The sequence below is a fragment of the Odoribacter sp. Z80 genome (assembly GCF_009935865.1).
Classification (GTDB): domain Bacteria; phylum Bacteroidota; class Bacteroidia; order Bacteroidales; family Marinifilaceae; genus Odoribacter.
Map to the genome: position 1 here is coordinate 17,566 of NZ_QWEL01000001.1, position 25,091 is coordinate 42,656.

Below are 25,091 nucleotides of genomic sequence, written 5' to 3' on the forward strand. Positions count from 1 at the left end.
GTTTACTTCCTGCAAATGACGGAGTAATTGCATGTTTTACATCTTTTAGCGACTGTGGTTTGCTTGAAAGGTTCCGGTGAGAAAAAGAGTTCTTCCAGTAGTTTGGTGAGGTAGGTCCGGAATTCTTCTTCATATTGCCGGAAATTGGTGATATAGTCTTTGTCGCATTGCAATCGGAAATCGTAGTCTTTGCCAAAAATCAGCTTAGTGTTGTAAATGCCCGGGATGAGCGGTTCTTCCGAGGGACGGATGTGGTCGAACATCAGGCAATAGAGCATGGTTTGGAAGGCAGCTTTATTGCGGGTGGGATTTTCCGTATCGAATACGGAGGCCATGGATTTGAAGGTGGTGGTATCGGTTCCTGTTTTGTAGTCAATGATGCGGATGCCGCTTTTCGTTTGGTCGACCCGGTCGATAAATCCGCCGATGTATATGGTTGACGCAGATTTTTCTTTGCCAATGGTAAAAGGGGTGTAAAAACGGTTTTCCATAGCCACTATATGAAACGGGCAGATTTTTTTGTCGTAGGAGAACATTTTCCGGATGTACTTTTTGATGATGTTCAGAATCAATTCATTGCTGCCATTTTCAAGCAATTTAGAGATTTTCGGCCCATAGATTCTCAGGTAGGAAGCCTGAATGTGTTCTTCTATCAGGTGGTCGTTCCGGAGCAATGTATCAATGGTGTCTACGGTGATTTGTCCATCGGGAACGGTGGCGTACAGGGATTGGGAACATTCGTGAAAGATGTTTCCCAGGAGCCGGTGGTCCAGTTCTTCCGCTATTTCATCTTTTTCTTTTATGCCGGCCACGTATTTAAAATAAAATTTCAGGGGACATTCCAGGTAAGTATTTAGAGCTGAGGGGGAAATAGCTTTTTCGGAGGAGACCTGATACTCTTTTAGTTTGTTTTGAATTTCTTTCGTTTTTTCTATGGTAACCGGCTGTGGGTCGGAAGTTGAAATCTCGTTCTGGAAATTGTTTTCTTTGACCGGAAGTCCTGATTCGTACTTGATTTGGTAGAGGAAACGGCTCATTTCACCGCTCAGAAGGCCTTTTGCTCCTGAGGTATAGAGGATTTTGATATTGTTTGCCCTTTGCAGGAGGCGATAAAAATAATAGGCGTACAAGGCATCTGCATTTTCAGGTGTCGGGAGACGAAAACCAACTCGTAGATTGTAGGGAATGAAAGATGAAGGAGAGGTATTTTGGGGTAATATGCCTTCATTAGCGGATAAAATAATCAGGTTTTTGAAATCCAGCATCCGGGTTTCCTGAAGACCCATTAACTGCAGGCCTTCCAAGGGTTCTCCGGAGAAAGGGATTTTGATATTACCGAGCATTTTATGGAGGAGTTGTACATATAATTTTTCGTCGGGGAATATGGCCTCTTCTTCAAATGTGTTTTTGAGGTTCTGGATTTGAGTATAGGTAACAAACAGAAATTCTTTTTCAATGGAATCCGTATTTTCTTGCAAAAATTTGGAAATCAGCAGGTTCAGAATCTTCAACAAATAGGTCGGGATATCCTTTTCTTCGGATGAAAAGATGGCTTGGGCTAACGGGTGAAATTGCAGGCTTTTTTCGGTGATGTAGACGATATTTTTTTGGTGGATATAGTTGGTGATTTGATAAATATCATCGGGGCAGAGGTTTTTGATAAACTTGTGGTTCAGGAGTGCGATGACCGGTTTGTAATAATAATAGGTTTCATTTTTTTCCTGTTTGGCAAAATTCCTCAAGTCGCACAGTAGTGTGATAAAGGCTGCTACGGCCGTATGGTTAGCGGGGTAGCCCATGGTAATGTTGATTTTTTGAATATACTCCGGTATGGAGTGCATTACCGGAATCAGTAATTGTTCATCGCAAAGGACGATAGCGGTATTCCGTGGATTTTCTGTGGCCAGGGATTCTGTTAATTGAGGTAATAATTTGGCTTGTCCGATGGTGGAGGGAACGGTGATGTATTCTATGTTTTTCCTGTTGTAGCGGAAATTGTTAAAGTGGCCGGAATGAATGGCATTCGGGAAAAGTCGCAGATTTTCCCGAAGGAATAATCCGGCTTCCTGATGTTCTTCCGTGGTGTAATATAAATCATAATCCCAATAAAAAGTCGCTTTATTGAGGTCCCGGTAGTAGGAAAAAATTTGTTTTTCACATTTATTCAGAGCGTTAAATCCGGCGAATAAAATGTTTTCGGGATGGTTATATTGGTCTATTTGTTCGCAGAAGATCCTTTCGTTCATACCCTCGTAACAGATTCCTTTTGCCAGAAGGTGTTTTTTGAAATGCTGATAGGTTCCTGCCAGTTTGTCCCAGACATTTAAGAATTTGAGTTGTTCATTGCTGTATTTCTCAGGATTGAAACTGCTCCAGAATTTTTGGATGGTGGCTATTTGTTCGGGTGTCAGATAGGAAAAATGGTCTTCTATTTTCTGGAGGGCGACCAGGTTGGAGAATAAATCCCTGGCATCTACCAGATATTTGTCAATATCATCGAAATCGTTGAGGAGCATATTTCCCCAGAAGTAAAAGTCTTCAAATTTTTCAGCAGAACCCGATATTTCACAATAGGATTTGTATAGTCTGATAGTCAGGGGCAGGGAGTCTGTGTTTTTTAATCCGGTTTGCCGTTCTATGTATTCCGCCAGGGTTAATATTTCCGGCATCCAGGCCGGTTTGTCCAGTTTTTGGGATAATGCTTCCGTTAGAAACAGTCCTGCCCTTTTGTTGGGAAAGATAATTGTAAGGTTTTCAAATCGTGTACCGTACCGGTCAATGATATCCTGGGCTAATAACTGGAGAAATGAAGTCATTTTCTTATGCCTAAAATGGGTGATTTTGTATTTTGTTGTTATTTTTGTTGAGTTTCCCCGGAGTAAATGAGGGAAAGCAAATTTACAATTTTAATTGATTAAAGTATTAACTTTTGAATGAGATGAATCTGAAAGACCTGTTAATCAGAAATCGGAGTTACCGCCGTTTTTATCAGCGGGAGAGGATTTCCCGGGATGAGCTGGAGGAGTTGGTGGGTTTGGTGCGTTGGTGTCCTTCGGGGAGGAATGCACAGCCTTTGCGTTATGTGGTGGCGGAGGAAGAGGAGTTGTGCGGGAGGATTTTTCCTGTGTTAGGATGGGCAGGGTATTTGAAGGATTGGGCCGGGCCTGAAGAAGGAGAACGGCCTGCTGCTTATTTGGTTCAGTTGTTAGATACGCGGGTGGTGGAGAATTGCTTGTGTGATGATGGAATCCAGGCCCAGACCATTTTGCTGGGAGCAGTGGAAAAGGGTTATGGGGGGTGTATTATCAAATCTTTTCAGGAGGAAAAGCTGAGGCAGGTATTGGAAATTCCTTCCTATTTGAAGATCATGTATGTATTGGCCCTGGGCAAACCGAAGGAAGAGGTGGTGGTGGAGCTTATGCAGGGAGAAGATTATAAATACTGGAGGGATGCGGATGGGGTGCATCATGTGCCTAAACGTGAGGTAAAGGATTTGTTTTTCGGTCATTGAAAAAGAAGGGGAATGAAGATTTTGTGTGCCGAGTATGGTCCGGACGGGGAGATTAGCATTGTGCCGGTGGGAGATAATGCCTTGTTGCGGAATAATGATGATTTCTATTTTCCTGATTTTACGACTGCTTTGAGTTGTTGTCCTCAGGGGGTGGTACGTATCAGCCGTTTAGGGAAATGTATTGCGGAGCGTTATGCAGAGCGTTATTATGAAGAAGTTGGTGTTGGTATACGTTTTTATGCTGATAGCCTGGAGACTCGTTTGAAAGAGCAGGGATTAGCGGCAGAGATGGCTTCTGCTTTTGATGCTTCGGCGGCAATCAGTCCTTTAGTGGCTTGTAACGGGGTGGGTGACGGGAGTTATAACCTGAAGGTAAACGGAATTGAAGTTTACAGGGAAGAAGCAAAGCTTTCTGCTGCTTCTATTGCGCGCCTGATAGCTGTCGCTTCGGAGTTTTATACTTTGAAGATAGGTGATTTTCTCTATACGGGAGGAAAGTTCCGTTACCGGGGATTGAAAGCGGGTGACCGTTTACAGATGAGTTTGGACGGTAAGTCTGTATTGGATTTTAAAATAAAGTAAATTATGCCTTGAGGCAGTAAAAGTGATAATTATGAAAGGAATAGGAGTTATTTTATTATTGGTTGTGTGGTCGTTAAGTGGAATTGCGCAAAAGGGTTATGTGCCTGCGCCGGAAAATCTTAAGGCCCGGAAAGAATTTCAGGACAATAAATTCGGTATTTTTCTTCATTGGGGATTGTATAGCATGCTGGCTCAAGGAGAATGGGTGATGACAAATCAGAACCTGAACCATCTGGAGTACCGGAAATTAGCTTCCGGTTTTTATCCTTCCAGATTTGATGCAGCAGAATGGGTGGCTGCTATCAAGGCTTCCGGAGCTAAATATATTTGTATCACTACCCGGCATCATGAAGGTTTCTCGATGTGGAATACCCAATATTCAGATTATAATATTGTGAAAGCTACTCCTTTTCAAAGGGATATTTTGAAAGAGCTGGCCGAGGAGTGTAAAAAACAGGGAATAAAATTGCATTTCTATTATTCTCATCTGGACTGGGACCGGGAGGATTATCCTATCGGGCGTACCGGAAGGGGAACGGGACGTAGCGGAAAAAGCGATTGGAAGTCTTATTACCGGTTTATGAATGACCAGTTGGCCGAGCTGATTACAAAATATGACCCGGCTATGATTTGGTTTGACGGTTTGTGGGACCAGGACCAGAATCCGGATTTTGACTGGCAATTGCCAGAGCAGTATGCTATGATACACCGGTTAAAGCCTGCTTGTCTGATTGGTAATAACCATCATCAGGTACCTTTTGCCGGGGAAGATATTCAAATTTTCGAGCGGGACCTTCCCGGAGAGAATAAAGCCGGATTGTCCGGACAGGATATTAGTCCGCTTCCTTTGGAAACCTGTGAGACTATGAACGGAATGTGGGGATATAAGATTGTTGACCAGAATTATAAATCTGTCAAGACTTTGGTGCACTATCTGGTGAAGGCTGCCGGCCGGAATGCCAATTTACTGATGAATGTAGGACCGCAGGCGAATGGAGAATTGCCGGCAGTTGCTGTGAGCCGTCTCAGGGAAATGGGGGAATGGATGAAGGTATATGGGGAGACTATATACGGAACCCGTGGCGGCGATGTCAGTCCGAGGGATTGGGGGGTGACTACCCGTAAGGGAGATAAGTTGTATGTTCATATTTTGAATTTGGCGGATAAGGGTTTGTTTTTGCCGTTGACGACGGGGAAAGTGAAGAGCGCTGTTGTGTTTAAAGACAGGAAACCGGTAAAATTCAGACAAGATAAGAACGGGGTTGTATTGGAGTTGGCAGAGGTGCCGGCGGATATGGATTATGTTGTGGAGTTGACATTGAGATGATATTAGAATGAACTGTTTTAAATATGAGATATGCTTCGGAAAGATTTTAAGATAGAGATATGTACCAATTCTGCGGAGAGTGTCAGAGCTGCAATTGAGGCCGGCGCTGACCGCATAGAACTTTGTGCCGGAATGCCGGAAGGGGGAACGACCCCTTCTTTTGGGGAGATTGCTTTGGTCAGGGAGCTACTGCCTCGCGGTATGCATGTGATTATCCGTCCCCGGGGCGGGGATTTCCTGTATAGTGAGGAAGAGTGTGATGTGATGATACGGGATATTGATATGGCGAAGAAGTTAGGTGTAGATGGTGTTGTGTTAGGTTGTCTCACAGCTGAGGGGGATGTAGATGTAGATAAGATGCGGAGGTTGATGGCTGCAGCAGGGGATATGTCGGTGACTTTTCACCGTGCTTTTGATATGTGCCGGGAGCCTTTGCGGGCTTTGAAGACGATAGAGGAGTTGGGGTGTGAGCGGATTCTTACTTCCGGTCAAAAAGGTACGGCAGAGGAAGGAATTTGTCTTTTAAAAGAATTGGTGGCTTGTGCCCGTGAAGTCATTATCATGCCGGGATGCGGAGTGAATGCCGGCAATATTGAAAAGATTGCAAAAGAAACAGGAGCTTGTGAATTTCATTTGTCTGCCCGGGAAGGAGTGGAAAGTGCTATGATTTATCGTAATCCGGCCGTTTCTATGGGCGGCACCGTACGGATAGCGGAATATGGCCGTGATGTCACCCGTGCGGAGAAAGTGAGAGAAGCTATCCGGGCCTTGGAGGAGGTCCGGTAGCTATCGGAATATCAGAGTTTGTGTATGGTTTTTATGAGTTGTTCGCCTAATCCGATGGTATAGCCCTGGGAGATAAAGACAATCCGGTTGAAGGTGTCTGCTATGATAAAGATGGGCAGGGCGTTGTGGGATAGTTTCAGGTTTTCAGTAATCATTTTTTGTATGGTGTTGTTTTGGTCCACACCGAAGGTGACGGTGGCTGGTAGTTCCGGAAATTCTTCCACATGGAAACTTTGCAATTGCTGTTCATTGGGGAAGAGCAAAACCATCCGGTGTCCCCAGGTTTCAAATTCACTTTTGAGTGCTGCAATGTCGCGGAGGGCATGGTTGGTAGGTTCCTGCCGGGCTCCCAGAATACCGAGAATGAAATAGCCCCGTCCGGTAGTTTTTAATATGCTTTGCGGTTCTGTTGCTCCTTGCGGGAGAAACAGGGATTCTGAATTCAGCGTGCCGATTACTTTTATTACATCCGGATTTTCGCGCATCTGTAATTTTATTTTTGTGGTTTGTCCCGGGGCAATGTTGAAGAATGTGGTCTGGTTGAGCACACCCCCGTTGGCCAGGCGGGTACCGGTGACCAGCATATAGTAGCCGGTATCGAGCGGTAGCGGATGTTTAAGCAGATTTTCCCAATTCGTTGTGCTTTCGGGATAGGCAAGGAGTTGAAAAGTGCCCTGATTGTATTTGGAAAGGGTGAAATGGGTATAGTAAACAGGATTTCCGAGGGCTTTCACCGGTTGATAAGCAGCCATCAGTTTTCCCTGGGATGTGTTTTCGTTCCGTAAAACAGAGAAATCGACATCCTGCCATTCTCCGTCTTTTCCGGCATATTGGGTCTTGCCGGTAACCTCGTCGATACGTGATGCTATTCCCAGGCTTCTGAGTACGGCTACGTAGAAGATATTTCTTGAATGCCGGTCGGCCCGCCTGGCTTTCCAGACTCCTTGCGGAGTCATGGGAATATTTTGTGGGTTTAATTCATCCAGAAGTGTGATATTTTCAGAACACCATTCCGTCCAAACACTGGGATTTTCCTGGATTTCTGCGGCTAAACCGGGTGAAATGGCTTGTTGGAAGAACTGTTTGTAGGCGGTAAGCATTTCGTTGGCTATGCGCGGATTGAGTATGTAGTTGTTATGGTGGGGAGAGGTACCTGATGGCGTGTTTTGCAGGTGATCTTCCAGGATTTCTGCCGGAGTATCCCGCAGGTCTTTGGCTGAAATGACCTGTAGCAGTTGCAGGGCCAGAGGCCGTTGTCCTTCCGGTGTTTTTTCCAGAAAGTGAATGAGTTGGTCATGGTTACCCCGGGAAGCTATAAGCAGGGATGTGAGCGGTTCGGCCTCCAGTCCCATTTGTTCGGCTATGGGAAGAACTTTTTCTGGAGTCATAAAGGTGGCAGTATAAGCGTTTCTGATGGAATCTTCCCGGAGCAGACGGCATGCGTTTTGGGTTTGTTGTTGGGAAGATACCTGAACCGGTTTTGCATTTTCTGCCGGAGGGACAATATCCAAGTCGAAAGAGGCCATTTCGCCGGCTTGTTTATCCAGGGGAATGGTGATAGCGGTATCGCGGGCAAAGGACAGTTTACCAAATCCGAATTGCTGACCGTCCGTTGCCCAGATGAGCATATCTCCTTTTCCGGCTGACAGTGAGGTTTGCCCTTTCTCGTCGGTTTGCCGGGTGGCTACAGTATAAAATTCTGCATAATTGTAAATTTTAAACTCGACTTTGGCATTTTTGACCGGCATGTTACGGGGGTCTGTCACAGTGATAACTGCACGTGTTGCGGGTGCGTAATTGTTTATTACATTGATTTCCGTATAGCCTTCTGTCTGGCTCATGACTTCTTCCGGTCCGGTATAACGGCCGAAGACTTTGGTGTGCATCAGCATTCCCCGGCTGGCAGGTGCATTGAACCAACCGAGGTCAAGCACCGGTTCCGGTTCACAGGCTCCCAGAAAGTGCCATTGTCCGTCGACCCACGCTTCAACCCACGCATGGTTGTCATCGGTGTGGGCCCAGCGGGGGGTATATACCTGACGTGCGGGGATGCCTACTGAGCGAAGTGCGGCTACGAAGAATGTAGATTCTTCCCCGCAGCGTCCGTAAGCTGTTTTTACGGAAGCTAAAGGAGAGCTGGTCCGGGAGTCGGACGGAGTATAAATTACTTTTTCGTGGCACCAATGGTTGACTTCGAGAACGGCTTCGTAGAGCGAAAGTTCTTTTACCCGGTCTTTTAATTCTTCGTAAAATATTTTCCGGGATTCATCCAGATTTTCGTTATTGACGCGTATGGGTAAAACAAAATGACGGAATTCCCGGGCAGGAATATTTTTTCCCCAGGGCATTTCCTCTCTGGCCTTGAGTGTATAACGGACGTTCATTAAATAGTAGTCTCCGCTGTAATCGGTGATGTCTCCAATGGGCATATAAGCATACAGAAACATCAACGCTTCACGTTCTTCCGATGTCATAGGAGTAGAGAAAATCTGAAACAGGTTACCTTCGGGTAATGCTTTCTGTTTGTTTGCAAAATCTTGCGCAACGTTTTTCAACTCGGTAGCATCGGAGAATAGATGCTGTTCTTTACAGGAAACTATGGTTAATAATAGCAGTCCTGTTATCAGTTTATACGTGAAGTTCATGGAGTTTGCAGAATATCCGTAAAGATGATTATAAATAGTTGGGGAGTCCAGGATGACAGACTATGATTTTTACGATAATTCCGTGATTGATCCCAACGGAAATATCGTAGAAATGATGGTTTGAATTTCTTTTATTTTATATTGATGTTGTTATATAGGAAACGTTTAATTTTATGAGTGGGAGTTTTCTCAAAAGGTTCATGTTGGACCATGACCAATTGGAGTTTTGAGAAATTGTTCACCCTGGAATTGACATATTCGAAGAGTTCTTTCTTTTGTTCTTCGAGGTAGTCGTTGATAGCTGTTTTGTAGTTACCCGCTTGGTTTTTCAGTTTTTGGTACTGTTTTTCCAATTCTTCCATATTAAAGTGTACCATGGCAACAAGTTTGCCTTTGGATTCAACTACCAGAGATTCGTTTACAAAACGGAAGTTATTGATAATGGATTCAATTTCTTCCGGATAGATATTTTCTCCGGACGCTCCTAAAATCATGGTTTTAATCCGTCCCCGGATAGATAACCTTCCTTTTTTGTCGAATGAGCCGAGGTCACCTGTTTTAAACCATCCATCATCGCTAAGGACTTCTTGTGTCAGTTGGGGCTTTTTATAATAGCCTTTCATGACGTTGGGGCCTTTAATCCAGATTTCGCCCTGTCCTGTCTGGTCGGGTTCGTGGATTTTGATTTCCACACCTTCCATAACGGGTCCCACTCCTTGCAGGAAAGTGGCATGTGGGGCAGAACCTGCTGCCATAGGTGAGGTTTCCGTCAGTCCGTAACCAATGGCATAAGGAAATTTGGCTTCTTGTAGGAAGCGTTCTACTGTCGGGTCGAGCTTTGAACCGCCAATACCGAAGAAAATGATTTTTCCTCCGAAGGTTTGCATTAGTTTTTTTCCTGCCAACCAATTAAATAATTTGCGGGTAGGTGCAAAATTATAGAGGGCTTTCATCAAAGGCGATGAGGTAAATTTAGGCAGTACCTGCGTTTTATATATTTTCTCAATGATTAAGGGTACGGACAACATCACCGTAGGCCTTATTTTTTGCATGGCCGGAACCAGTAGTTTGGGAGTCGGCACACGATCCAGGTAATAAATCTGGGCTCCGAACATAACAGGAAGCAACAGGCCTAACGTATTTTCATAAGTGTGTGCTAAAGGCAGTATGCTTAGAAAACGGTCTTCAGTGCTGATGGATTGAATGGTAGAACATTGATGGGCATCCCATACCAGGTTGCGGTGGGTGAGTTCCACTCCTTTAGAAAAACCGGTGGTTCCCGAAGTGTATATAATGGAAGCCGTATCTTCTTCTTCCACTTGTATTTCGGGCAGAGGAGTAAAGTTGTTTAAAGGGATGTCATTTTCCAGTTTGTCTATTTCCTCCACCGGATGACCTTCCGGAATACGGGCAAAGGTATTCATCAGGACTTTCTGTTCCAGGAAATCGGTTTTAATATCCGCTACCCATTTGTACAGCAATTTGGATACAAAAATGATTTTAGCCTCCGAGTGTTCCAGAATATTTTGGATTTCCGGGGTATTGAATCCCGGCAGAATCGGCACTGCAATAGCGCCTATCTGGGCAATAGCGAATTGAGTGATTCCCCAATTGGGCATGTTTGCACTTAGAATGGCTACTTTATCGCCTTTTTGGATTCCGGATGCAATGAGATAGTTGGATATGGAAAAAACTTCGTTATAGAAGTCCTGGTAAGTGCGTCGTCCGCTTTGAACAAAGTTCAAAGATAAATTATTTTTGAATTTGGAGCAACTGTTGGAAAGCAGTTGTGGTAAAGTCAATCTCTTTAAGAACATTCTAATTTAGCTTGCAATTTATCTGCAAAGATACAATTTTTCTTTGGAATACAGAATCAGTTCCGTTAAATATGCTGAAAATAATTGAAAGACAAAGCCTTTTCACGCAGTTTCAGGTTTGGGAAATGGTCCTGAAAATCGTGAAAAGGCTAATCAGTAGAGAATAAGTGGGTTTTATTTCCGGGGAATATCTTTTAAGGTGGCTTTTAAATATTCCCAGAATTTTGCGACCGAAGGTATGTTTGCCCTTTCATCGGGAGAATGGGGGGAACATAAAGTCGGTCCGAAAGAAATCATATCCCAATTGGGGTATTTAGAGCCAAGAAGTCCGCATTCCAGCCCGGCATGAATGGCCATGATTGCCGGTTTTTTCCCGTACAATTTTTCATAGACATGCTGCATTTCGTGGAGGATAGCTGAGTCGGGATTAGGTTTCCAGCCCGGATAAGCTCCGTCAAAACTTATTTCGTCAGCATCGGCCAGTTCAAAGACAGCCTGTATGGATTGGGCCAGTGCTTCTTTGGCGGTTTCTACGGAAGAGCGCAGTAATGTTTTGATGAAAATTTTTCCGTTTTCGGATTGTACGATAGCCAGGTTATTTGAAGTTTCCACTGTATCGGGCATTGAGTCAATCATCCGGACAGCTCCGTTCGGGCAGGCCAGAATAGAATTGATGAGCCGGAATTGGGTACATGTGTCTATGACGAAGGCCGGCATACCGGTGTTTTCTGCAATGAGTTGCAGATTGGGTTCTTTAGCTCCCAATTCAGCTTTGTAAATAGCTTCAGCTTCTTTTAATGCAGCTTCCAGACGGGCGGTATTGGCTGCAGGCAGAATAACAACGGCAAAAGATTCTCGTGGAATGGCATTTCGTAAAGTTCCTCCACTGATACTGGCCATTCGTAATCCGAGGTCTTTGGTGTAAGTTTTAAGAAAGCGGAATAACAATTTATTGGAATTGCCCCTGCCGAGGTTGATGTCCATTCCGGAGTGGCCTCCTTTCAGTCCTTTTACTCCGATGCGATAGGCTTTACTATCGGCCGGTACGTTTTCTTCCTTGTATTTGAATTGGATGGTGGAGTCTATACCGCCGGCGCAACCGACATATAATTCACCTTCGGTTTCCGAATCGAGGTTCAAAAGAATTTCTCCCTTCAGCATACCGGCTTTGAGTCCGTTGGCTCCGTCCATTCCGGTTTCTTCGGTGGAGGTGATTAATACTTCCAGAGGCCCGTGGGGAATGTCAGTAGAGGTCAGGATGGCCATACAGGCTGCCACGCCTATACCATTATCTGCTCCGAGGGTAGTGCCTTTGGCTTTTACCCATTCTCCGTCAATGTAAGTTTCAATCGGGTCGTTTTCAAAGTCGTGGACTGTATCTTCATTTTTCTGAGGAACCATATCCAGGTGACCTTGCAAAATGACGCCTTTCCGATTTTCCATTCCCGGGGTAGCCGGTTTTGTCATAATGATGTTTCCGGTTTCATCTATTTTTGCTTCGATGTGGTTTTCTTCGGCCCATTCGAGCATGAATTTCCGTGCTTTTTCTTCATGATTGGAGGGGCGCGGTACTTGTGTCAGCTTATAAAAATTCTGCCATATTTCTTTGGGTTGCAGATCTTTGATAGAGTTCATATTTTTTATAATATAAATGGTTATTATTGCATACGTTCTTTGAGGTACTTTACGAAACGGCTGTATAGTTGAAGGGTGGTATTCCCTCCGTTGATGTTGTGGTTCCGGTTGGTATATATGGCCATGTCGAATTGCTTGTTGGCCTGTACCAGGCGTTCGCTCAGTTCGTACGTATTTTGTACGTGAACGTTATCATCGGCGGTTCCGTGACAGAGCAAGAGGTTTCCTTTCAGTTGCCCGACGTAATTCATCGGAGAATTTTCGTCATATCCTTTTTCGTTTTCCTGCGGTGTGCGCATGTACCGTTCAGTATAGATAGAGTCGTAATAGCGCCAGTTGGTTACCGGAGCAATGGCAATAGCGGTAGAAAATACATCGTGTCCTTTCATGATACACAGGGAAGACATAAATCCTCCGAAGCTCCATCCCCAGATGCCGACACGCTGAGCATCAATATCCGGTTGTTCTGCCAGGTATTTGGCTGCTGCGATGATGTCGTCACTTTCCAGTTTCCCGAGTTGTCTGTAAGTGCATTTCCGGAATTCTTCTCCCCGGGCTGCAGTGCCCCGGGGGTCTATGCAGGCTACTGCGAAACCTTCCTGAACCAGGTAGTTGAGCCAACTGATGCTCCAGGAGTTTCTTACTTGCTGGGAATTAGGACCACTGTATTGGGTAATTAATAAAGGATATTTTTCTCCGGCCTTGCTGTTGAGCGGTTTCATAATCCAGGCATTCAGCATGGTTTTTCCGTCGGCAGCAGGAATTTGTATGTATTCTCTTTTTGCCAGATTGTATTTCCGGGTTGTCTCCCGGACCTGTTGGTTGTCTTCCAATACCCTGACCGTTTTGCCTTTGGCGTTGTATAATGTGATTACCGGGGGCATATCACTGTTGGAGACGGTATTGATATAGTAATTGAAGTTTTTGCTGAAACTGACTTCGTTCCATCCTTTGGTGGGGGTCAGTTTCTTTTTCAATCCTTTTTCATTGATGCTGTAGATGTATTTTTCTAAAGGAGATTCTTCGTAGGAAGAATAGTAAAATAATTTGCGGGCAGGGTCATAGCCGTAGAAGTTGGCTATGTCGTAATTTCCTTTGGTGAGTGCTTGTTTTTCTTTTCCGCTGATGTCGTACAGGTATAGGTGCATGTATCCGCTTTTCTCACTGGTGATGACGAATTGAGTTCCGTTATCCAGAAAAACCAGGTTGTCGAAGTTGCTTTCGTCGATATAGTATTTATTTTCTTCCCGATAGAGAGGAGTGGCAGAACCTACTTTTGCATTGGCTAAAAGGATTTCCATTTTGTTTTGATGGCGGTTCAGGCGTATGATGGCCAGTTTTTTAGGGTCTTTGGTCCAACGGATACGCGGAATGTAGATGTCTTCCTCTTCTCCGGTATCCATTTTCAAGGTGGTGCGGTCGTTTACATCGTAGACATACACGGATACTTTAGAATTTTTTTCTCCTGCCTTCGGGTATTTATAGCTGTAGTTGGAGGGATAGAGTTCGTTTTCTTTCAGGGAAGGATTACGGCCTTCGAACATATTCATCTGAAATTCCCGGACTTCTGCTTCGTTGAATTTGATGTAAGCCAATGCCGAACCGTTGGGAGCCCATTCAAATGCTTTGTTGAAGGCGAATTCTTCTTCATATACCCAGTCTGGTGCCCCATTGATGATGTAGTTGTATTTTCCGTCGTTGGTAATTTGACGTTCCGAACCGAAGCGGAGGTCGTGGATGAAAAGGTCGTTATCCCGGACGAAAGCTATCCGGCTGCCGTCGGGAGAAAAGGTGGCCAATCGTTGGCTGCCTCCTTCCGACAAAGGTTTGATTTCTTTGTTTTTAAAGTCAAAAACATAATAATCAGCTGTAAATGAACGCCGGTAAATGGTTTTTTTGTTCGTGCAGAGCAGTATCCGGCTTTCGTCGGCATTGAATTCGTAATCGTTGATGTATTTGACCGGGCAATTTTCCAATTTATTCAAATCCAGGAGGGTTTGTACCGGAAGTCCCGTTTTGTAGCTGTATTTCACTATCTGGCTTCCATTTCCTTCAAGCAGGGTGTAATGTTCTCCGTCATTCATGGAACGTAGTCCATAGACTCCCTTGGTGTAAAAGGTTCCGTTTACAAATAGATCGTTCAGGCTTAATTTTTGCTGTGCAGATAATGAGCTGCAAAAAAGAATGATTGCCAGTAGAATTTCAGAAAATTTTCTCATAGTCGTTTTTCATCATTTAAATCACCTTCTTTTACCTTTCTTTTGCAGTGTGTTGTTTTTCAATGGTTTGCAAAATATAGGAAAAGATAAGTATTTCAGGTATATTATCTTTAGTTTTGCGTTTCCAAAGGTTTGAAAAAAAACTTGCTTTTGCAAATGTTTGCGGGAAATAGATTGGGTTTGCCTTTTACCTTTTGCCTTAATTTATTACCTTTGCCATCTGAATTTAAGAATATCGGCCAATATGCATTTTTCTCTTTCGGCGAAAGATAAACGAAGTAAAGCGCGTTGTGGGGTACTGACGACTGCTCACGGGGAGATTCACACCCCTATATTCATGCCGGTGGGCACAGTGGGTTCTGTGAAGGCAGTTCATATGCGAGAGTTGAAAGAAGACATCGGGGCTGAGATTATATTGGGAAATACTTATCATCTTTATTTGCGTCCGGGGACAGAGATTTTGCAGGAAGCTGGCGGATTGCACCGGTTTAACGGTTGGGACCGGCCTATTTTGACTGACAGCGGGGGATTTCAGGTTTTTTCCCTGACGGACACCGGGCGGAAAATTACGGAAGAAGGAGTTACTTTCCGTTCCCATATTGACGGTTCCAGGCATTTGTTTACTCCGGAAGGGGTGATGGATATCCAACGTAAGATCGGGGCTGATATTGTGATGGCTTTTGATGAGTGTCCGCCGGGGACCAGTGATTATAAATATGCCAAAAGCTCGTTGGAATTAACACAGCGATGGTTGGAGCGTTGTGTGGCCCGTTTTGACGGAACGGAGCCGCTTTACGGATATGAGCAGGAATTATTTCCTATTGTTCAGGGATGCGTTTACCGGGATTTAAGGGAGAAGGCAGCTGAGCATGCTGTTTCTCTGAACCGGGCGGGATATGCAATCGGTGGTCTTGCTGTTGGAGAATCAGCGGAAGAGATGTATGATATGATAGAGGTGGTAAACCGGATTTTGCCTGAAGATAAACCGCGTTATCTGATGGGGGTGGGTACTCCGGAGAATATCCTGGAAGGGATTGAGCGGGGTGTGGATATGTTTGATTGTGTGATGCCGACACGTAACGGCCGGAATGGTATGCTTTTCACTACCGAGGGGACGATTAATATCCGGAATCAGAAGTGGGACCGGGATTTTTCTGCGATTGACCCAGGCGGTTTATGTTATGCGGATACGGAATATTCGAAGGCTTATTTGCGCCATCTGATTAAATCGGATGAAATTCTGGGGCTTCAGATTTGTTCTATCCATAATCTGGCATTTTATCTTTGGCTGGTGAAGGAAGCCCGCCTTCATATTGAGAAAGGGGATTTTGTAGACTGGAAATCGGGAATACTTCCCAAAATAACACGAAGGCTCTAATCCGTGAAATGAATGATGATAGATGAAGAAACTGGATTTATATATTATTCGGAAGTTTTTAGGAACATTTTTCTTTTCTTTGATTTTGATCTTATGCATTGTTGTGATATTTGATCTTTCAGAGAAACTGGAAAGGTTTATAGAAAACGAAGCTCCGGTAAAGGCTATTATTTTCGATTATTATCAGAATTTCATTCCTTATTTCGCCAATGTTTTTTCTTCTCTGTTTACTTTTATTTCGGTGATTTTTTTCACTTCTAAAATGGCTTATGACAGTGAGATTATCGCTATTCTGAGTACAGGAATCAGTTTCCGGAGGCTGGTGTTGCCCTATTTGATTTCTGCCGGAGTAATTGCGGGACTTTCTTTTTTGCTGGGTGCTTTTATTATACCCAATGCCAATGAGAAAAGAATAGAGTTTGAGAAGCATTATATGGGGAAACGGTATTCGAATACAGAACAGAACATTCATCGTCAGATAGCTCCCGGTACATATATCTATATGTCTTCTTATTCTGTGGTTTCTAATATCGGGTATGACTTTGCCATTGAAAATTTCCGGGGAGATACGTTGGAGAAGAAGTTGACCTCTTCCCGTATTGTCTGGGACAAGGAACATCGGCGCTGGGTGATTTACAATTGGAAATTGCGGGAGATAGACGGGGAGCAGGAAAATTATCAGACCGGTAACCGTCTGGATACGATAATGCCTTTTCAGCCTTCGGAGTTTGCGGAGAATCCGAAGAAGATCAAGGAGCAATTGACTCTGCCCGAATTGAAGGAATATATCGACCGGATGAAAATGAGAGGAAGTTCGAATGTAATAGAGTTTCAGATTGAGAAATATAAGATGACGGCCAATGCTTTTGCTACTTTTATTCTTACGTTGATAGGGGTAAGTATTTCATCCCGGAAGATCAGGGGTGGAATGGGATTGCATCTGGGTATAGGCCTTCTGATCAGTTTTTCGTATATTTTATTTATGCAATTTTCTACCGTTTTTGCAACAAATGGGAATATGAATCCGTTATTAGCCGTGTGGTTGCCTAATATTTTGTTTGCGATAATCGGAGTGTTTGTATATAGGACGGCACCGAAATAGCTATCAGTAAGATAATTGTAATATAACCTAAAAGATGGAAAGAGATTATAGTAGGAATAAGTTTTCCTATCGGCCCAGAAAAAATGACAGTCGTGAGGACTATCGGGCCAGTAGAACGGATAGACGTGAGAGAATAGCAGGCGGGGAACGGAACGAGCGAAGAGGAGTTACGGACAGGCGAGAGTATACATCCGGAGAGCGGCATGGCAGAGGAGCGGAAGGGGTACGGAATTTTTCCAGAGAGGATTCGAACTGCTATCCCCGGTCGCGGGAGAATAAGCCTTTCCCGGACCGTTTCCGCCCCAGGGAGGAGCGAGAGAAACGCCCCCGCATTTTTACCCGGGGAGAAAAAAATATGCCTCAGAGGGGGGAAGAAAAGCATTTTTATAAACGTAACGAGGAGAAACCTTATGTTTCGGCACGAAAGCAGCGTCCCATTTCTGATGTCGATAAGGAGGAGTTGAGACAAAAACATTACAGCAAAAAGAAAGTTTTACAGCATCGGTTGAAGCGGGAGGATGAAAATACGGAATTGCGTTTGAATCGTTATATCTCCATGGGAGGAGTATGTTCCCGGCGGGATGCGGATGAGTTGATTCTTTCCGGCAGGGTGAAGGTAAACGGCACAGTGGTGCAGACTGTCGGGATTAAAGTCAGTAAAAAGGATGCGGTAGAGGTGGATGATGTGCGGATTTTCCCGGAGAGGAAAGTTTATCTGGTTTTGAACAAACCGAAGGATTATGTGACCACAGTGGAAGACCCTCTGGAGCGTAAGACGGTAATGTCTTTGATTGAAGGAGCCTGTAAGGAAAGGATTTATCCGGTGGGACGACTGGACCGGCAGACAACCGGGGTATTGCTTTTTACCAATGACGGGGATTTGGCTAAGAAACTCACTCATCCGAAATACGACCATAAAAAGATATACCATGTATTTTTGGATAAGCCTTTAATGGAAAAAGATTTGGAGGCTATTGCCACGGGCATTGATTTGGAGGATGGTTTTATAAAGGCGGATGAGATTAGTTATACTTCTCCGGATTGCACGGAAGTAGGGATAGAGATTCATTCCGGAAAGAACCGTATTGTAAGACGTATATTTGAGCATTTGGGCTATGAGATTGTGAAGTTGGACCGTGTCTATTTTGCTGGTATAACTAAAAAGAATATCCTCAGAGGGAGGTGGCGTTTTTTGAATGCCAGGGAAGTGAATATGTTGAAAGTGTATTAGTTTTGAACGGATAACATGGAGGGTGTTTGTGCGTGGTATGCGGTTTATACAGTATCCCGTGGTGAAAAAAAAATAAAAGAGCGTCTTGACAGTCAGGGGATAGAGAACTACCTGCCTTTGCAAACGGAGTATCGGATGTGGAGTTCCCGCCGGAAGAAAGTTTCGGTCCCTTTGATTACGGGGTATATTTTTGTGTATATTTCGGAGGCTGATTTTATTTCTGTGTTGAGGACGCCCGGGGTAGTTTCTTTTTTGAAAGAGAAAGGGAGGGCTATTGTTATACCTGCAGCCCAGATAGAGCGTTTGCGTTTTGCAGAAAACAACTGGGAGGAGCCGATTGAAATTTCTTATGAAGAAATTCCGGAAGGAGCTTTGGTGGAAGTGGTCAGGGGGAAACTGAGCGGATTGCAGGGAGAGATGGTGAAAATTCAGGACAAGTATCGGATGGTGCTTCGTCTGGATCGTTTGGGGTGTGCTTTACTGTCTGTTCCGATCAGTTGCGTTGTGAAAGTGAAAAACTCATAAAAAAAGGTTTTATTATTTGTTTTTCTGTATTTTTGTTCTTGTCATTGTAATGTAGTTCACGATTAAATAAAAGGAAAGTGAGAAGAGTTTTTTTATTGGTGTTTTTTGTCGTTTTTGGAGCAGGTGCTTTTGCTCAGATGAGTGATGAGCAGGTTGTTAATCTGCTGCAAAATGCCCGTAATAAAGGTATGGGGCAGGAGGAAATGTTGTTGATGCTGACTCAGAAAGGGGTGACGAAAGAGCAGTTGCTGAGGATCAAGGAGAAATACACCCAGTCAAAGAATAAACAGGGAGCAGCGGAGACTTTTACGGAGCGGATGCGTGTGAAGGAGAATAATGTCGAGCCTCAGAAGAAGACGGATGAACTGAAAGAGGATAATTCGGAAACGGTGTGGTTGGATTCGTTGGATATGTCCGATGAGATTGAAGTGCAAAAGGTGGAAAAGGAAAAAGAGATTTTCGGGCGGAATATTTTCAATAACCGTTTACTGACTTTTGAACCTAATCTTAATATGGCTACGCCGGAGAATTACGTACTGGGACCCGGGGATGAAGTGATTGTGGATATTTGGGGGGATGCCGAACAAAGTTTCAGACAGCAGATCTCCCCGGATGGGATGGTAACGGATTCTAAAATCGGGCCTGTCTACCTGAACGGACTGACCGTAAAGGAGGCAAATATGCGTTTAAGGAATGCATTTGCTGAAATTTATTCTACGATGAAGGGAGAGCGGCCTACGACTTTTCTGACTATGTCTCTGGGGCAGATTCGCAGCATCCGGGTCAATGTCATGGGAGAGGTGGAGGTACCCGGAACTTATACGTTGCCTTCTTTGGCTTCTTTATTCCATGCTTTGTATAGTGCGGGGGGAGTGAATGACATCGGTTCCTTACGGACTATTCAGGTAAATCGTGGAGGACGCCGGTTGGCGGAGATAGATGTTTACGATTATCTGTTGCAAGGCAAGAATACTCAGGATATTCGTCTGGAAGACGGTGATGTTATTGTGGTTTCTCCTTATCAGAATTTGGTTGAGTTGACGGGTAGGGTAAAACGGCCGATGATTTATGAACTCAAGGATGAGGAGAATATGGAGCAGTTGCTGTCTTATGCCGGAGGTTTCAGGGGGGATGCTTATAAAAAGACATTACGGGTTATTCGTAAAAGTGGCCGGGAATATCAGGTTTATAATGTGGATGAGAGGAATTTTGACCGTTTTGTTTTGACGGACGGGGATGAAGTCAGTGTGGATTCCGTGGTTAACCGTTTTGAGAATAAAGTGGAAGTTAACGGGGCAGTTTTCCGGAGTGGTTTATATGCTTTGGATGAGCAGGTAGGTACGGTAAAACAGTTGATAGACAAGGCGGAAGGAATACGGGAGGACGCTTTTCTTAATCGTGCCGTGTTGTACCGGGAACGTCCTGACCGCTCGCTGGAGGTGGAAGCTCTGGATATTGCCGGCATTATAGAAGGAAAAACAGAGGATATTTCTTTGCGGAAGAATGATGTGCTTTATATTCCTTCGATATTTGATTTGCAGGAGGAATATGTGGTGAATCTGCATGGAGAGGTTGGGGTGCCCGGTACGTATAAGTATGCAACGGGAATGACCGTGGAGGATTTGATTGTTCAGGCCGGAGGATTGAAGGAGGCTGCTTCGGTTGTGAAGGTGGACGTTGCCCGACGGATCAAGAATCCGAAGAGTACTTCCAATGAAAATGTTTTGGCGGAGAATTTTACTTTGACCTTAAAAGACGGTTTGATGGTGGACGGGAAGGATAATTTTGTATTGATGCCTTTTGATGAAGTCTACGTGAGGCGGTCTCCGGGGTATCAGGTACAGCAGAATGTGGAGGTAAAGGGTGAGATCCTTTTCGGAGGGACTTATACTTTGTCTAAAAAAGGAATGCGTTTGTCGGACTTAGTCAGGCAGGCCGGAGGTTTTACTTCGGAAGCTTATGTTTCCGGAGCCCGTCTGACCCGTAAATTGGATGATGATGAACGGGCCCGTCTGGAGTCTTTATTGAAGTTGAGCGAACAAAGCGGTAGGGATTCCGTTGACAAAAAACATTTGGATATAGGCGATCATTATTATGTGGGGATTGATTTGAAAAAGGCAATGGAATCTCCGGGCTCTGAATATGATATTGTGTTGCGGGAGAATGATGTGTTGTTTGTGCCGGAATATGTAGGTACAGTGAAAATCAGTGGAGCTGTGATGTATCCGAATACAGTTGTTTATGAGAAAAATGTTCCGTTGAAACATTATATCAGCCAGGGAGGAGGGTTTGCTGACAGGGCTAAGAAGCGAAAAGTTTTTATTGTTTATATGAACGGTATGGTTGCGAAGGCTAAAAATGGCAGAAGATCTCAGGCAGCTCCGGGATGTGAGATTATCGTACCGATGAAATCTGCCAAAAAACGAATCGGATTAACTGAGATTATGGGTATTGCCAATTCTACGACTTCTATGGCTGCTTTGGTAACTTCTATTATTAATAGTACGAAATAATTCTTATGGCAAATCAAATCGAGAATCGAGCAGAAAATGAGATAGACCTGATAGAAGTGTTCGGTAAACTTTGGGACAGACGTAAGTTTATCCTGAAAATAACCGTTGGTTTTATGGTTTTTGGGGTCTTGGTGGCTTTATTTTCGTCTAAAGAATATACGGCGGGTTGTACTATTGTCCCTCAGACCGGAGAGAAAGCGAGTACAAGCGGTTTGGGCGGATTAGCGGCTATTGCCGGAATCAATCTGGGAAATATGAGTACCAGCGATGTGCTGTCTCCCAAAATTTATCCGAAGGTATTGGCCAGTGTTCCTTTTCAGAAAGAATTGATGCGGACGCCGGTGAAGTTTGAAGGGATTGAAAGTCCTGTTACTCTGATGGATTACTATACTGATGAACGGTATAAAAAGTTTTCTTTTGGGGGCATGGTTCTGAAGTATACGATTGGTTTGCCGGGAGTGATTATCCGGGCTATCCGGGGAGAACGTCCCGATCCTGTGGTGGAAACAGGTGATAGTAAAATACAGACTTTGTCTAAAGAGGAATATGAGTGTAGTAAGATTCTGAAGGGGAATGTGTCTGTGGTCTTGAATGAAAAAGAAGGTTATGTAACAATTGCGGCAGTTATGCCTGAGCCTTTGGCTGCTGCTCAGGTTGCTGCTCAGGTGCAATCTATGCTCCAGCATTATATTACCGAGTTTAAAATAGAGAAAGCCCAGGCTCAGCTTGATTTTGTCGAGGGGCACTTCAAAGAAGCGAAAGAGCAATTTGAGCAGAAACAAGAGGAATTGGCTGTTTTTCAGGATGCCAACCGAAATTCAGCTTCTGCTGCCGCCCGTGCCATGGAAGAAAGGCTTTCCAATGAATACAATGTTGCTTTAGGAATATACAGTGAATTGGCAAAGCAAAGGGAACAGGCCGGAATCCAGGTAAAAGAGAATACTCCGGTATTTACGATTGTGGAACCTGTGACGGTACCGACTGAGTGTTCCAAACCCAAACGGGGACTTATTTGTGTGGCTTTTACTTTCTTAGGTATATTTTCGGGAATCGCCCTGGTATTGGGATTGCCTTATGTCGCCCAGTTGACTGGCACGAAGCGATTGGCAGGCTGGTTGCCCGGACCAGAGAAGGAAAAGGTGTAAAAAATACGGTATTTATATACATATTAACATTGAATGTTGGGAGTCTTTTATTTATGCTGGCAGCTCCGGTCAGTTGCTCCGACATTGTAAACCGTTCTTTCACTGCTCTTGGGGACCGACCAGTGGGCGTCGCGGAACAATATCATGGGTTGTGTGCAAAGATGTATATAAATACCTATATTAAGTAATAAAGTAAGATGAGAAATGAAGAAGTCGATTTAATCGAAGTGCTTGTTAAATTGTGGGGGCGTCGCCGGGTGATTTTGTGCTGTTCTTTGGTGTGTTTGGTTGTTGGTGCGGCGGTTGCTTTTTTTTTACCGAAAGTATATACAGTAGAATGTACGCTGGGATTGGAGGTAGAGGATAATACCACACGAGTCAGTGTGGAGGGGATGTCTGCGTTTCAGACTATGAATATGGATGAGGGCCGTTATTCCCGGCTTATTACTCCCGGGATGTATCCTGATATTCTTTTCAGTGTTCCTTTTCAAAAAGAATTGATTTATACGCCTCTTTTTTCAGACAAAGAAGGAAAGTTTATCTCTTTCTATGAGTATTTTCTCCGGCATAATAGTTTGAAAGAGGAAGCAGAGGAAAAATCTGGGAATGCACTGGAAAATCCGGTAATAAAATTGACAGCCTTGGAAAAGAGTTGCTTAGATTATTTGAGAGAACGGATCGAAGTGAAGGTGAATAGCAAAGAGAGAAATCTGAAGTTGAAAGTAACCTTGCCAAAGCCTGAAATTGCAGCCGGTTTGGCCCAACAGATTCAGGAGATGTTACAGGTATATATTACGCGTTTCAGAGTGGCTAAGGCCCAGGCGGCCCTTGATTTCATAGAAGAGCGATATAGTGAGGTGAAAAACGAACTGGCCAAAAGACAGGAGGCGTTGATCGGATTTAAAGAGAAGCATGATAACCATCGTTCTCTTCAATATGAAGTTGAGGAGAAAATATTACTGAATGAGTATGAGTTGTTTTTCGGTCTGTATTCAGATATTGTGAAGCAACGTGAAAAAGGGAAGATTCAGGTCAAGGAAAATATGCCCGTACTGACGGTGATTGAACCGGTTGTTTTGCCTACTGTTCCGTCAAAACCGCAGAAAATGCTGATTATGGCGGTTTCTCTCATTTTAGGTCTTTTTCTTAGTTGCGGATGGGTTTTATGTCAGCCTTTATTTGCTGAGTTTTCGTCTTACAGAAAGAAAGCTCCTACTGTTTCCATCGGACGGGTGAAGAAGATTTCATGAGACCATCTTAAAATTCTGGTTGCCCTATACTATATTGATTGTATAACCATGTTGGGAGGACACTCCGTCGGTCAGCACCTCCTGAATGATTATAATTTTAGAATACCTCCAGGACTTTCTAAATTATTTTCGATTGACAGGTTTGATTTGTTTAAAAAAGTTGTTTTGAGGAGTGAAACAGGAATAAAGAATATTTTTATAACTTTTTTAAAGCGAAAAAGAGGGGTTGTTTTATAAAAGTATGTATTTTTGTAAAAACGACTTGTGAGAAAATTGTTGGTTGTAATTTTTAGGAAAGATGCTGAGTTTTTTACCAGATAATTTAAGATTTGTTTTTTCCATCATATTGGCTTTACTAATTGGTTGGAATCTTCGGATCCCGGTATTTAAAATAGCTATATTGAGGAATTTTGTCGATAAGCCGAATAAACGTTCCTCTCATACGGGTTGTGTTCCCAATATCGGAGGAATTGTGGTTTTTCTGGCATTTTTGTGTTCTTTCCTGATTTTTGTGAGGTTTAATGTCCAGAATGAATTTCAGTATGTTGTATTGGGGGCGATATTGATTTTTCTTGTCGGTATTTACGACGACTTGCTGGAAATATCTCCCCGTAAAAAAGTGAAGGGTGAGATGTTGGGGGTATTGGCATTGATTATCGGAGGGGGATTTTACCTGAGTAACTTGCATGGATTTCTGGGATTTGATGTGATTTCTCCCTGGGTGGGAGTTCCGTTGACTTTTATTGGATTGGTAGGTTTGATTAATGCCATTAATCTGATTGACGGAATTGACGGTTTATGTTCGGGAGTTGCATTGATGGATTGCATGTTTTTCGGTTTCTGTTTTTATTATTTCGGCAGTATAGAATATACTTTGATGTGCGGTGTGCTGAGTGCTTCTATCGTACCTTTCTTTTTTGTGAATCTTTTCGGGAAGCGTTCGAAGATGTTTATGGGAGATTCCGGAGCACTTATGGTCGGTTTTTTGTTGGGTGTTATGGCCATCAAGTTTTGTGAAGTGGATGTTGCTGTGCGCGGAACTTTTTCTGTGGGTGCTGCTCCGGGGGTTGTTTTTAGTGCTTTGGCCATACCTATTCTGGATACGCTGCGTCTTTTTGTGGCTCGTTCTCTGCGGGGAGCTTCTCCCTTTTCACCGGATAGGCGGCATTTCCACCATAAATTGTTGATTATTTATGATGGAGTGCACCGGAAAGCTACTTTTACCATATTGATTTTGAATCTGGGATTTATTTTATTCGGTCTGTGCGGCAGGAATTGGCCCAATGAGGTATTGGTGGTAGCTGATATTGTTTTGTTTTCTTTGATGTTTTATATTGTTGATTTTATATCCAAAAGAAAGTTGGCCCGGCAAAATGCCAGATAAAAGTAAAAAATAATTTATATTTGATACCCGGAACGATTTCC

At 43.8% G+C, this 25,091-nt stretch carries 17 protein-coding genes; 12 read left to right on the top strand and 5 right to left on the bottom strand.

Annotation, left to right across the window (positions count from 1 at the left end; genetic code table 11):
• Nucleotides 1-2 precede the first annotated feature (2 nt).
• Nucleotides 3-2,816 carry a PD-(D/E)XK nuclease family protein gene (locus tag D1136_RS00065; protein ID WP_161875581.1) on the bottom strand — a complete coding sequence of 938 codons (2,814 nt, stop codon included), beginning with the start codon at nt 2,814-2,816 and terminating at the stop codon, nt 3-5.
• A gap of 122 nt (nt 2,817-2,938) precedes the next feature.
• On the opposite strand from D1136_RS00065, the gene D1136_RS00070 reads away from it, so the two are divergent.
• The 4 genes from D1136_RS00070 to D1136_RS00085 are packed head-to-tail and all read left to right on the top strand — an operon-like array spanning nt 2,939 to nt 6,206.
• A complete protein-coding gene (locus D1136_RS00070) occupies nt 2,939-3,511 on the top strand; it encodes a nitroreductase family protein (RefSeq protein WP_161875582.1) in 573 nt (190 codons plus the stop codon).
• 12 nt (nt 3,512-3,523) lie between these two features.
• Nucleotides 3,524-4,093 (top strand): fumarylacetoacetate hydrolase family protein, encoded by a 570-nt coding sequence (locus D1136_RS00075; RefSeq protein WP_161875583.1) that lies wholly within the window; start codon nt 3,524-3,526, stop codon nt 4,091-4,093.
• A gap of 31 nt (nt 4,094-4,124) precedes the next feature.
• Complete coding sequence (locus D1136_RS00080; protein ID WP_161875584.1) at nt 4,125-5,420, top strand: alpha-L-fucosidase; 1,296 nt, start codon at nt 4,125-4,127, stop codon at nt 5,418-5,420.
• A 30-nt stretch (nt 5,421-5,450) separates the two neighbouring features.
• Nucleotides 5,451-6,206 carry a copper homeostasis protein CutC gene (locus D1136_RS00085; protein ID WP_161875585.1) on the top strand — a complete coding sequence of 252 codons (756 nt, stop codon included), beginning with the start codon at nt 5,451-5,453 and terminating at the stop codon, nt 6,204-6,206.
• Between the two features lie 11 nt (nt 6,207-6,217).
• Here the strand turns inward: D1136_RS00085 and D1136_RS00090 are convergent, their stop codons facing one another.
• From D1136_RS00090 to D1136_RS00105, 4 genes are all read right to left on the bottom strand, one after another.
• Nucleotides 6,218-8,851, bottom strand: a complete 2,634-nt coding sequence (locus D1136_RS00090) for a transglutaminase family protein (RefSeq protein ID WP_161875586.1) — start codon at nt 8,849-8,851, stop codon at nt 6,218-6,220.
• 131 nt (nt 8,852-8,982) lie between these two features.
• Nucleotides 8,983-10,668 (bottom strand): AMP-binding protein, encoded by a 1,686-nt coding sequence (locus D1136_RS00095; RefSeq protein WP_161875587.1) that lies wholly within the window; start codon nt 10,666-10,668, stop codon nt 8,983-8,985.
• Between the two features lie 174 nt (nt 10,669-10,842).
• A complete protein-coding gene (locus tag D1136_RS00100) occupies nt 10,843-12,303 on the bottom strand; it encodes an aminoacyl-histidine dipeptidase (RefSeq protein ID WP_161875588.1) in 1,461 nt (486 codons plus the stop codon).
• Between the two features lie 23 nt (nt 12,304-12,326).
• Nucleotides 12,327-14,522, bottom strand: a complete 2,196-nt coding sequence (locus D1136_RS00105) for a S9 family peptidase (RefSeq protein ID WP_161875589.1) — start codon at nt 14,520-14,522, stop codon at nt 12,327-12,329.
• A 244-nt stretch (nt 14,523-14,766) separates the two neighbouring features.
• Between D1136_RS00105 and tgt the strand changes: the two genes are divergently transcribed.
• The 8 genes from tgt to D1136_RS00145 all read left to right on the top strand — a co-directional run bounded on the left by tgt (nt 14,767) and on the right by D1136_RS00145 (nt 25,050).
• Nucleotides 14,767-15,900: a tRNA guanosine(34) transglycosylase Tgt gene (tgt, locus tag D1136_RS00110; protein ID WP_161875590.1), complete on the top strand. Its 1,134-nt coding sequence runs from the start codon at nt 14,767-14,769 to the stop codon at nt 15,898-15,900.
• A 22-nt stretch (nt 15,901-15,922) separates the two neighbouring features.
• A complete protein-coding gene (locus tag D1136_RS00115; RefSeq protein WP_161875591.1) occupies nt 15,923-17,002 on the top strand; it encodes an LptF/LptG family permease in 1,080 nt (359 codons plus the stop codon).
• A gap of 34 nt (nt 17,003-17,036) precedes the next feature.
• Entirely contained in the window at nt 17,037-18,233 is a 1,197-nt protein-coding gene (locus D1136_RS00120; protein ID WP_161875592.1) for a pseudouridine synthase, read from the top strand.
• Nucleotides 18,234-18,248: 15 nt separating this feature from the next.
• Nucleotides 18,249-18,758 carry a UpxY family transcription antiterminator gene (locus D1136_RS00125; RefSeq protein WP_161875593.1) on the top strand — a complete coding sequence of 170 codons (510 nt, stop codon included), beginning with the start codon at nt 18,249-18,251 and terminating at the stop codon, nt 18,756-18,758.
• A 77-nt stretch (nt 18,759-18,835) separates the two neighbouring features.
• Nucleotides 18,836-21,271 (top strand): SLBB domain-containing protein, encoded by a 2,436-nt coding sequence (locus D1136_RS00130; RefSeq protein ID WP_161875594.1) that lies wholly within the window; start codon nt 18,836-18,838, stop codon nt 21,269-21,271.
• 5 nt (nt 21,272-21,276) lie between these two features.
• Entirely contained in the window at nt 21,277-22,416 is a 1,140-nt protein-coding gene (locus D1136_RS00135) for a Wzz/FepE/Etk N-terminal domain-containing protein (protein ID WP_161875595.1), read from the top strand.
• 197 nt (nt 22,417-22,613) lie between these two features.
• Nucleotides 22,614-23,666: a Wzz/FepE/Etk N-terminal domain-containing protein gene (locus D1136_RS00140; protein ID WP_161875596.1), complete on the top strand. Its 1,053-nt coding sequence runs from the start codon at nt 22,614-22,616 to the stop codon at nt 23,664-23,666.
• Nucleotides 23,667-24,066: 400 nt separating this feature from the next.
• Nucleotides 24,067-25,050, top strand: a complete 984-nt coding sequence (locus D1136_RS00145) for an MraY family glycosyltransferase (protein WP_161875597.1) — start codon at nt 24,067-24,069, stop codon at nt 25,048-25,050.
• Nucleotides 25,051-25,091 lie beyond the last annotated feature (41 nt).